At 70.6% G+C, this 10,750-nt stretch carries 11 protein-coding genes; 10 read left to right on the top strand and 1 reads right to left on the bottom strand.

All coding sequences use genetic code 11. From position 1 onward, the window contains the following. The first annotated feature begins 203 nt into the window (after window positions 1-203). The 10 genes from FB557_RS11655 (at window position 204) to FB557_RS11615 (ending at window position 9,972) form a co-directional block, all read left to right on the top strand. Entirely contained in the window at window positions 204-1,154 is a 951-nt protein-coding gene (locus tag FB557_RS11655; RefSeq protein WP_144857797.1) for an ABC transporter ATP-binding protein, read from the top strand. Next, window positions 1,151-1,921: an ABC transporter permease gene (locus FB557_RS11650; protein ID WP_342778936.1), complete on the top strand. Its 771-nt coding sequence runs from the start codon at window positions 1,151-1,153 to the stop codon at window positions 1,919-1,921. Before FB557_RS11655 ends, FB557_RS11650 begins: the two co-directional genes overlap by 4 nt. Window positions 1,922-1,950: 29 nt before the next feature. Continuing rightward, the gene (locus FB557_RS11645) at window positions 1,951-3,093 is read left to right on the top strand and encodes a sensor histidine kinase (protein ID WP_144857796.1); all 1,143 of its coding nucleotides are present in this window, start codon (window positions 1,951-1,953) and stop codon (window positions 3,091-3,093) included. Continuing rightward, the gene (locus FB557_RS11640) at window positions 3,090-3,698 is read left to right on the top strand and encodes a response regulator transcription factor (RefSeq protein ID WP_144857795.1); all 609 of its coding nucleotides are present in this window, start codon (window positions 3,090-3,092) and stop codon (window positions 3,696-3,698) included. Before FB557_RS11645 ends, FB557_RS11640 begins: the two co-directional genes overlap by 4 nt. Before the next feature lie 25 nt (window positions 3,699-3,723). Next, complete coding sequence (gene treS, locus FB557_RS11635) at window positions 3,724-6,009, top strand: maltose alpha-D-glucosyltransferase (RefSeq protein ID WP_144857794.1); 2,286 nt, start codon at window positions 3,724-3,726, stop codon at window positions 6,007-6,009. A gap of 56 nt (window positions 6,010-6,065) precedes the next feature. Beyond that, on the top strand, window positions 6,066-6,200 hold the full coding sequence (locus FB557_RS14755) for a hypothetical protein (RefSeq protein WP_281290067.1): 135 nt from the start codon (window positions 6,066-6,068) through the stop codon (window positions 6,198-6,200). Between the two features lie 173 nt (window positions 6,201-6,373). After that, entirely contained in the window at window positions 6,374-6,967 is a 594-nt protein-coding gene (locus tag FB557_RS11630; protein ID WP_144857997.1) for an ATP-dependent Clp protease proteolytic subunit, read from the top strand. Window positions 6,968-7,008: 41 nt separating this feature from the next. Then, entirely contained in the window at window positions 7,009-7,680 is a 672-nt protein-coding gene (locus tag FB557_RS11625) for an ATP-dependent Clp protease proteolytic subunit (protein WP_144857996.1), read from the top strand. A gap of 272 nt (window positions 7,681-7,952) precedes the next feature. Then, window positions 7,953-9,242, top strand: a complete 1,290-nt coding sequence (gene clpX / locus FB557_RS11620; protein ID WP_144857793.1) for an ATP-dependent Clp protease ATP-binding subunit ClpX — start codon at window positions 7,953-7,955, stop codon at window positions 9,240-9,242. 106 nt (window positions 9,243-9,348) lie between these two features. Beyond that, the gene (locus FB557_RS11615; RefSeq protein ID WP_211356568.1) at window positions 9,349-9,972 is read left to right on the top strand and encodes a hypothetical protein; all 624 of its coding nucleotides are present in this window, start codon (window positions 9,349-9,351) and stop codon (window positions 9,970-9,972) included. A gap of 23 nt (window positions 9,973-9,995) precedes the next feature. Here the strand turns inward: FB557_RS11615 and FB557_RS11610 are convergent, their stop codons facing one another. Continuing rightward, complete coding sequence (locus FB557_RS11610) at window positions 9,996-10,733, bottom strand: CPBP family intramembrane glutamic endopeptidase (protein ID WP_144857792.1); 738 nt, start codon at window positions 10,731-10,733, stop codon at window positions 9,996-9,998. Window positions 10,734-10,750: the final 17 nt, after the last annotated feature.

The following is a 10,750-nucleotide window of genomic DNA, read 5'->3' as shown; positions in this document are numbered from 1 at the left end:
CCCTTCGCCCCTCAGATCCGAATTTCCCTAGGTTCCTGTCAGCCGCCCAGGAAATTTCCCGGGCGGCTGACAGGAACCTAGGGAAATTCGGATCCTGGCTGGGGCTGGGGAGGCGGGCGAAGGGGGAGGGGGTGACAGGTGTCATGGGGAGGTCGTGACGAAGGGGGAGTGCCTCACCCGCTCCGCCCGGCCAGGCTGAAGTCATGACCAGAGGAGCAGATCCCGCGCCCGCGCTGCGGCTGCGAGGAGTGAGCAAGAGCTTCGCCCGCGGGCGAGACCGGGTCCACGCGGTCAGAGACGTCGACCTGGAGATCGGCGAAGGGGAGGTCGTCGCGGTGCTCGGGCCCAACGGCGCCGGCAAGACGACGACCCTGGACATGGTGCTCGGGCTGACCGAGCCCAGCTCCGGCGAGATCGAGGTCTTCGGCCTGGCTCCGCGGCGGGCGGTCGACGCCGGACGTATCTCCGCCGTGCTCCAGACCGGAGGGCTGCTGCGCGACCTCACCGTCGAGGAGACCGTGCGCGTCATCGCCTCCACCTTCGAGACTTCGCAGCCGGTCGCGGAGGTCATGGAGCGGGCCGGCATCAGCTCGCTCGCGCGGCGGAAGGTGAGCAAGTGCTCCGGCGGGGAGCAGCAGCGGCTGCGCTTCGCGCTCGCCCTGCTGCCCGACCCCGACCTGCTCGTGCTCGACGAGCCGACGGCCGGCATGGACGTCGCCGCCCGCCGGGACTTCTGGGCCACGATGCACGCCGAGGCCGCCCAGGGGCGCACCGTCGTCTTCGCCACCCACTACCTCGAGGAGGCCAACACCTTCGCCGAGCGGATCGTCCTCCTGAGCGAGGGCAGCGTCGTCGCCGACGACACCACCGAGGCGATCCGGGCCCGAGCCACCGGCCGGGTCGTCGCGGCGGACGTCGACCCGGCCCACGACGAGGAGCTGCGCAGCCTGCCCGGCGTGCACTCCGTGGCGCGGCAGGGGAGGCGGGTCACGGTGCTCGCCGCGGACTCCGACGCCCTCGCGAGGTCGATCCTGCTCGACCTCGGCGGGCACGACCTCGAGATCACGACCGGGTCCCTCGACGAGGCCTTCATCGCCCTGACCAGCCCGCGGGACCAATCGACCACCAAGAGCGCGCAGGGAGACCCGCGATGACCCTGATCAGCCCCACCTTCACCCGCACCGAGCTGACCCGTGTGGTCCGCGACCCGGTCGGGCTGTTCTTCACCGCAGTGCTGCCCGCCTTCTTCTACGTCATCTTCGGCGCCACCCAGGACTACAAAGACGCGGCAGCCGGCAACGGCAACGTCGCGATGTGGATCATGATCTCCATGGCCGCCTATGGAGCGGTGACCGCCACGACCGCCGTCGGTGGTCTCGCCGCGGTCGAGAAGATGCAGGGCTGGGGCCGGCAGCTGGGGCTGACCCCGATGCGGGACGCGACCTTCGTCGCGAGCAAGGCCACCGTCGCCCTGCTCATCGCCGCCATCCCGATCGCGCTGATCTACGCCATCGGGGTGCTCACCGGCGCCTCGGGGACGACGACGGCGTGGCTGCTCTCCGCCATCGTCGTGCTCGCCGGAGCCGTGGTCTTCGCGCTCTTCGGCCTGGCCATCGGGCTGGCCTTCCGCAGCGAGAGCGCTGTCGGGGCGGCGTCGGGGATGCTCGTCGTCTTCGCCTTCCTCGGCAACGTCTTCGTCCCGCTGTCCGGCACGATGCTCGACATCGCCCGCTTCACCCCGCTCTACGGCTACGTCAGCCTGGCCCGTCGCCCCCTCACCGAGGGCTACGTGCTCACCCAGGACGGCTCGGCGCCACAGCTGGAACCGCTGTGGATCTCGGTCACCAACCTCGGCGTCTGGGCGGCGGTCTTCGCTCTCCTCGCCGTGCTGCTCGTGCGGCGCGGCCGCGGGCGCCAGTGAGTCGGTCGGACCGGGCTACCGTGACCGGTATGGCCCCCGAGCCCCGCACCGAGCGAGCGCCGAGCGCTTTCCGCCGCTCGGACGCTCGCGCTGCGGACGGGCACGGCGCTGGCGGGCAGGATGCCTGGGCGCGGTTCGGCTGGCTCATGGGCGCGATCTGGTTGGTCTTCATGGTCTTCCCGATCAGCTCGGTGCTCACCGTGACCGACGACTGGACCCGCCGCGGCCTCGGCCTGGCCATCCTCGCGCTCTTCGCCGTCGTCTACCTCCACGGCCTCTGGGTCGACGACCGACCCGAGCACGCTCTGATGCGGGACACCCGGTGGTACGTGCTGGCGCTCGGCCTGATCGCGCTTGCGACGGTACCCATCATCGGGGTCGGAGCCCTCGGGCTCATCCCCTTCATCCTGTCCATCGCCGCCATCACCATGCCGGCGCGCCAGTCCCTCGCCGTGCTCGGCGCGGCCCTGCTCCTGCTCCTGGGGTGCGTGCTCCTCGTCGACGGGGCCGAGCCGCTGTGGTTCTTCTTCCTCATCTACCCGATGGTCACTCTCACCCTCGTCCTCCTCGCGACCATCGACGGCGCGGCCTCCCGCCAGCGCGAGAGCCGCCGCCAGCTCGGCATCGCCGAGGAGCGCGAGCGGGTCGCCCGCGACGTCCACGACGTGCTCGGCCACTCCCTGACGGTGGTGACGGTCAAGTCCGAGCTGGCCGAGCGGCTCGTCGACACCGACCCCGAGCGGGCGAAGCACGAGATGGCCCAGGTCCGCGACATCTCCCGCCAGGCCCTTGCCGAGATCCGGGCAACGGTCTCCGGGCTGCGCGTTGCCCGCCTCGCCGACGAGCTGACCGCAGCGCGGCAGGCGCTGGCCGGGGCGGGCACAACCGTCGAGGTGATCGGTGCGCTCGAGGACGTCGACCCGCGCCACCGGATCACGGTGGCCTGGGCCTTGCGCGAAGGGGTGACCAACGTCGTGCGGCACAGCGGCGCGCGACATTGCGAGATCACCCTGGGGGAGGACCGGCTCGTCGTGACCGACGACGGCCGGGGTGTCCGAGGGGCACGGGAGGGCAACGGGATCCGCGGCCTGCGTGAGCGGGTGGAGCCGATCGGTGGCTCGGTGCGCATCGAGCCGGCCGAGCCCGGCACCCGGGTCGTGGTGCAGCTATGAGCATCCAGGTCCTGCTCGCCGACGACCAGGCACTGGTGCGCGGGGCGCTGGCCGCGCTGCTCTCCCTGGAGCACGACATCGAGGTGGTCGCCGAGGTCGGCCGTGGCGACGAGGTGCTCGAGCAGGTGCGGGCGAAGGGGGTGGACGTCGCCCTGCTCGACATCGAGATGCCGGGCATGAGCGGCATCGATACCGCCGCGCTCCTGCGCGAGCAGGCTCCCACCTGCCGTTCGCTCGTCGTCACGACCTTCGGTCGTGCCGGGTACCTCCGCCGCGCCCTCGAGGCCGGGGCCAGCGGCTTCGTCGTCAAGGACACCCCTGCCGGGGAGCTGGCCGAGGCGGTGCGGCGGGTGCACGCCGGGCTGCGCGTGGTCGACCCGACGCTGGCGACCGAGTCGCTCCTCGACGGCGCCAGCCCGCTGACCGACCGGGAGCGTGAGGTCCTCGCCGAGGCGCTCTCCGGCGCGCCGGTCGCCACCATCGCCGCAAGGGTGCACCTCTCGGCAGGCACCGTGCGAAACCACCTCTCCTCGGCGATCGGCAAGACGGGGACGACCAACCGGGTCGAGGCGGCCCGGCTCGCCCACGACAACGGCTGGCTCTGACCCCTTCGCCCGTAGGCTGGTGCGGGTGAGCCAGGAAGCTGATCGGACCCATGACCAGAGCACGCCCGACGAGGAGCTGCTCGAGGCCGCGACCGAGGCCGAGCTGCTCGAGACCGAGTCGCCCGAGCACAACTTCGCCGAGGTGCTCTTCCCGGCCCGGCCGAGAGCGCTGCGCCCGCGCGGGCGGTTGCGCCCCCAGGGCGCGCCGTCCTGGGCCGAGCTGCGCTCCGGCGAACCGCTCGGGGACAACCCGGTCTACGTCGAGTGGCTCCAGGGGCAGTCGATGCTCGCCGACGCGACCAAGATCGCCCGCCAGTTCTCCGCCGTCGGCGCGATGTGGCAGAACCCTTACGCCACCCCCGACCCGCGACTGGCTGTGCGCACCGCGTCGGTCTGGTACACCGCCTACCCCATCTCGATGATCACCGCGCCGGGCCGGTCCTTCCTCGCCTCGATCGGTGACCGCGACCTGTGGCGAACCTTCGCCGAGATCGGCATCCACGCCGTGCACACCGGCCCGGTCAAGCAGGCCGGCGGGATCTCCGGGTGGCACCCCACCCCGAGCATCGACGGGCACTTCGACCGGATCTCGACCCACATCGACGGAGCCTTCGGCACCGAGGAGGAGTTCCGCGAGCTGTGCCACGTCGCGGGCGAGCACGAGGGCACGGTCATCGACGACATCGTCCCGGGGCACACCGGCAAGGGCGCCGACTTCCGGCTCGCCGAGATGGGGGTGGGTGACTACCCCGGGATCTACCACATGGTCCACGTCCCGCAGCAGGACTGGCACCTGCTGCCGGACGTGCCCGAGGGCCGCGACTCCGTCAACCTCGACGAGGGGGCCGAGGCCGCGCTCTCCGAGGCCGGCTACATCGTCGGACGGCTGCAACGGGTGATCTTCCACGTCCCCGGCGTCAAGGACACCAACTGGTCGGTGACCCCACCGGTCACCGGACCGGACGGGGTGACCCGCCGCTGGGTCTACCTGCACTACTTCAAGGAGGGGCAGCCCTCGATCAACTGGCTCGACCCCACCTTCGCCGGGATGCGGATGGTCATCGGCGACGCCCTGCACAGCCTCGGCGACCTCGGCTCCGGCGGGCTGCGGCTCGACGCCAACGGATTCCTCGGGGTCGAGAAGGCCGGCGAGGACTCGCCCGCCTGGTCCGAGGGGCACCCCCTCTCCGAGGCGGCGAACCACCTCATCGGCTCGATGGTGCGCAAGATCGGCGGCTTCACCTTCCAGGAGCTCAACCTCTCGATCGACGACATCGCCGCGACCTCCGAGGCCGGGGCGGACCTGTCCTACGACTTCGTCAACCGGCCCGCCTACCACCATGCGCTCGCGACCGGAGACACCGAGTTCCTCCGGCTGACGATGCGCGAGGCGATGGAGCGCGGCGTCGCCGCGCGCTCGCTCGTGCATGCCTTGCAGAACCACGACGAGATGACCTACGAGCTGGTCCACTTCGCCAGCGACCACCGCGATGAGGAGTTCACCTTCCGTGGCGAGCAGGTCGCCGGCGAGCGGTTGGCCGAGACGATCCGTGGCGAGCTCACCGACCGGCTCACCGGCGACGCCGCGCCGTACAACCACGTCTTCACGACTAACGGGATCGCGAGCACCACCGCCTCGATCGTCGCCGCCTCGCTCGGCATCACCGAGCTGGACTCGATCGGCGAGGACGACGTGGAGCGGATCCGCCAGGCGCACCTGCTGCTCGCGCAGTACAACGCGCTGCAGCCTGGCGTCTTCGCGCTCTCCGGGTGGGACCTGGTGGGCGCGCTGCCGTTGGCCGCGGACCATCCGAAGGTCGCGCCGCTGCTCGAAGGGGGAGACACGCGCTGGGTGCATCGCGGCGCCTACGACCTCATGGGAGTCGCCGAGGAAGCCGCTGAGTCCGGATCGGGGATGCCCCGGGCGCGCTCGCTCTACGGCTCGCTGCCCGACCAGCTCGCCGACGAGCGCTCCTTCGCCCACCGGCTGCGCCAGCTGCTGCACCTGCGCGGCTACTTCCAGATCGCCACGACCACCCAGGTCGACATCCCCGACGTCAGCCACCCCGCGATGCTCGTCATGGTCCAGGACTACGAGGAGATCGAGGGGCAGATGCAGGTGACCGTGCTCAACTTCGCCGCCGAGCCGATCTCGGGCACGGTGATCAGCGAGCACCTCCCGCCCGGGTCCCGGCTGATGGACATGGGCGACGGGTCGAGGTTCGGCGAGGTCGACCAGCTGCACGGGTTCCACGTCGAGCTCGAGGCGCACGCGGGGCTGGCACTGCTCGTGACCCGGCCGAAGGGGTGAGATCTCACCCCTTCGTCTGCGGCCGGGGACGGGGGCCTGGCACCTAGTCTCCGGTCATGACTCACGACCCGCAGCGTCGCCGCGTGCAGATCAGGCCCCTCGGCGGAGCACCCGGCTGCCTGGCGATGATCCTCATCTCCATCGTCCTCTCGGTCGTGCTGACCGTGGTACTCAACCTCCTCGTGCGGTGAGGGGGCGCGGCGCGTATTGCGCCCAGGGCGAACAGATCACGGGGGCGGGACTAGTCGCGGCGCACCCGGCGTTAGGGTCGAGAGCAACACCTGCAAAGACCTGATCACGACCACGAGAGTGAGCGAGCGTGAGCAACCCCCGCGAGATCGTCGCAGCCGGCCCGCAGTCGGGCATGGGCCTGGACGACCACATCTACCAGCGGCTCCTCAAGGAGCGCATCGTCTTCCTCGGCTCCGACGTGCGCGACGACAACGCCAACGCGATCGCCGCGCAGATGCTGCTCCTGGCGGCCGAGGACCCCGACAAGGACATCTGGCTCTACATCAACAGCCCCGGCGGCTCGATCTCGGCCGGCATGGCGATCTTCGACACGATGAAGTGGATCCCCAACGACGTGTGCACGGTCGCGATGGGCCTGGCCGCGTCGATGGGGCAGTTCCTGCTCTCCGCGGGCACCCCGGGCAAGCGCTACGCGACGCCCCACGCCCGGGTGATGATGCACCAGCCGTCCGGCGGCATCGGCGGCACCGCCTCGGACATCAAGATCCAGGCCGAGCAGATGCTCTTCGTCAAGACCCAGATGGCCGAGCTCATCGCCGAGCACACCGGTCAGAGCATCGAGCAGATCCAGAAGGACTCCGACCGCGACCGGTGGTTCTCCGCGGAGGAGGCCCGCGAGTACGGGTTCGTCGACCACGTGTTCGTCAGCTCCAGCCAGGCGGGCCCGGCGAGCGAGAACCCGGTGTCGGACGAGTCGGACGACTGAGCGAGGACAAGGACTTCATGTACATCAACACCACCCCCCGCATGCACGCCGACGCGTACGGCACCAGGCCGGGCGGCCAGGCGCCCCAGCAGCTCGCGCCGTCCAGCCGGTACATCCTGCCGAACTTCGAGGAGCGCACCTCGTACGGCATGAAGCGGATGGACCCGTACACCAAGCTCTTCGAGGACCGGATCATCTTCCTCGGGGTGCAGGTCGACGACGCCAGCGCCGACGACATCATCGCCCAGCTGCTCGTGCTGGAGTCGATGGAGCCCGAGCGCGACATCCTCATGTACATCAACAGTCCCGGTGGCTCGTTCACGGCGATGACCGCGATCTACGACACGATGCAGTACATCAAGCCCGACATCCAGACCTTCGTCATCGGGCAGGCCGCCTCGGCCGCCGCGGTGCTGCTGGCCGCCGGCACGCCGGGCAAGCGCTTCGCGCTGCCGAACAGCCGGATCCTCATCCACCAGCCGGCCCTCGCCGGTGGCGAGTACGGCCAGGCCAGCGACATCGAGATCCAGGCCAACGAGGTACTGCGGATGCGCACCTGGCTCGAGGAGACCTGGGCGCGGCACTCCGGCAAGACCCCCGAGCAGGTCCGCGAGGACATCGAGCGCGACAAGATCCTCAGCGCGGACGAGGCCAAGGAGTACGGCCTTATCGACGACGTGCTCGTGCCCCGCAAGGCCTCGATGGAGGACTGACCTCCGGGCGAACGCCCCGTCAGGCAGCACGCGTCTCAGTGATGAGGCGCGTGCTGCGGCGTTTCCGGGTGTCGTCGCGCCCGAGGGGCCCGGCCGGGGGGCGAGGGCGGGTGCCGCCGCCCTTCGTCCGCCGTTGCGCTGTCAGCGGACAGGCGCGACGCGCCGCCTCCGCCGGGTGTCCAATGAGAGGGCAGGCGGAGGCTGACGGGTAGCGTCGGTTCCGTCAGCGGGGAGATCGACCCACTGGTACGGCAAGCACTGGGAGGACAGGCGTGGCACGAGTCGGAGAGAGCGGCGATCTGCTGAAGTGCTCCTTCTGCGGGAAGTCGCAGAAGCAGGTCAAGAAGCTCATCGCTGGTCCGGGTGTCTACATCTGCGACGAGTGCATCGATCTGTGCAACGAGATCATCGAGGAGGAGCTCTCCGAGGGCACCGCGCTCGGCTTCGACGAGCTGCCCAAGCCCCGGGAGATCTACGACTTCCTCCAGCGGTTCATCATCGGGCAGGACGCGGCAAAGCGCTCCCTCGCGGTCGCCGTCTACAACCACTACAAGCGGGTGCAGGCCCAGGAGAACGCGCCGGCGACGAGCAAGCGCGACGAGGACCACGTCGACCTCGCCAAGTCCAACATCCTGCTCATCGGGCCGACCGGCTGCGGCAAGACCTATCTCGCCCAGACCCTGGCACGGATGCTCGACGTCCCCTTCGCCATCGCCGACGCCACCGCCCTCACCGAGGCCGGGTACGTCGGGGAGGACGTCGAGAACATCCTGCTCAAGCTCATCCAGGCCGCCGACTACGACGTCAAGAAGGCCGAGCGGGGGATCATCTACATCGACGAGATCGACAAGGTGGCTCGCAAGGCGGAGAACCCGTCGATCACCCGCGACGTCTCCGGCGAGGGGGTACAGCAGGCGCTGCTGAAGATCCTCGAAGGCACCAGCGCCTCCGTGCCGCCGCAGGGGGGCCGCAAGCACCCCCACCAGGAGTTCATCCAGATCGACACGACCAACGTGCTCTTCATCGTCGGCGGGGCCTTCGCCGGGCTGGAGAAGATCATCGAGGGGCGCCGCGGCAAGAAGGGCCTCGGCTTCGGCTCCGAGCTGCACACCCCGACCGATCTCGCCGAGTCGATCGTCGACGTCCAGCCCGAGGACCTCATGAAGTTCGGGCTCATCCCCGAGTTCGTCGGTCGTCTGCCGGTCATCACCACAGTCACCCCGCTCGACCGCGAGGCCCTCGTCGACATCCTCACCGAGCCGCGCAACGCGCTGGTCAAGCAGTACCAGAAGATGTTCCAGCTCGACGGGGTCGAGCTGGAGTTCGAGGACGAGGCCATCGCGGCGATCGCGGAGCAGGCGCTCGCCCGCGGCACCGGCGCCCGCGGCCTGCGGGCGGTCATGGAAGAGGTGCTGCTCCCGGTGATGTTCGACGTCCCCAGCGACGACGACGTCAAGCAGGTCGTCGTGACCCCCGAGACGGTCAAGGACAACGTCCTGCCGACGATCGTGCGGCGTGACGAGGGCGGCAAGCGCAAGACGAAGCACAAGCGCTCGGCCTGACCCGGTCGGCCTGGTGAGCACTCCCTTCCGGCTAAGCGCAGGCAGGCCGGCGCCCAGGCAGCAGTCGTCTCTCACATGCGGCGCCGCCTGCCTCACCGTGGCCCGGATGCTCGTCGACGCCCCCTTCGCCCGGTGGGTCATGACCGGCGCCGGCCACCCGGTCCCCGGGGCTGAGGGCGACTCCCGGGCGGAACGCTTCGCCAGCTACGAGCGCACGGTGCACCGACGGACGAACTCGCTGCAGCTGCGCGCAGGCGCGCTGCGCCCGCCCTGGCCGCGCAGCCTCGGGACCCCACCGTGGGGGGCCAAGGCCGAGCTGGAGAACGGCGCCTCCTGGGTCGGGACCCAGTACGAGTACGCGATGCTCAGGCATCTCGACCAGGCCGGCCGGGTGCATGCCTATGCCACCCTCGTCGACCGTGTCGTCGAGGGGGAGCCGGCGCTGCTCTACGTCGGGAGCACGACCCTGCCCCGCCACGTCACCCTCGTCCTCCCCGGCGACGGCGACACGCGACTCGATGTCTACGACCCGGGCACCGGGACGGTGCACGAGGTCGACGACACCCCCTTCGCCGCCGGGCTCATGGGGCTCTCCGGGTGGGACGTGCCCTGGCTGGTCATCCAGCCGACCGGGCATCGCCGGGTGCGCACCCGGTCGCGCCCGCTGGAAGGGATCCAGCTGCCCCGCCTGGCCCGCGATCCGGTGGCCGAGCCGCTGCAGCGGCGCTGAGCAGGCCCGGACCGGCGAAGGGGTCAGCCGCCCCAGACCGACGAGGCCAGGTCGAGGGTGGTCGGCAGGAGGAAGAGCATCCCGAGCGACCACGTGAGGTGGGTGATGATCGGGCCGAGGACCCCGCCGGTGACCCGTCGCTGGAGCCCGGTGATCAGGCCGACAGCGAGGCCCGCGAGGACGAGCAGGGCGATGCCGCCGGCGGCGGTGACGGCGGTGTAGACCGCCGTGGTGATCGCCACCGCGTGCTTCTGCCCGACCGCCGAGTACAGGGCCCCGCGGAAGTAGAGCTCCTCGGCGATGCCGTTGACGGCGGTGATCGCGGCGACGAGCGGCAGGGAACCGACGCGGGCATGGTCCAGGAGGTTCTGCACCGGTTCGGCGAGGAAGGGGATCCCCGCGACGACGAAGGCGCCGGCGAGGAAGAGCGCGAGCAGCAGGACGCCGAGGGAGAGCGACTGCACGATCGGCCGCGCCAGCTCTCCGGTCCGGGTGTGCCCGCGGCCCAGCCACAGCTTGCCGGAGCCGAGCGCGCCGATCGCCCAGATCCCCGCGAGCGCGAGCGTCGCCCAGTAGAAGCGCGGGTCACCGGGCTCGATGCGCAGCGCGGTCGCGAGGACCACCGCACCGAGGACCAGGGTGACCACGGCGACGACCCGGCGCCGCTGGAATCGTGCGTCGGACTCCCAGTGGTCTCGCTCGACCGGTGTGAGCAGCGAGGCCTGCAGGAAATCCCGCAGCTCGGTTACCGGGTTGATCACGTCTCGCCCCTCTCGTC

It is taken from the genome of Marihabitans asiaticum (assembly GCF_007828725.1).
In the GTDB taxonomy this organism is placed as follows: domain Bacteria; phylum Actinomycetota; class Actinomycetes; order Actinomycetales; family Dermatophilaceae; genus Marihabitans; species Marihabitans asiaticum.
Note: the sequence above shows the minus strand (reverse complement) of the source record. Positions and strands in the feature narration are given on the sequence as shown.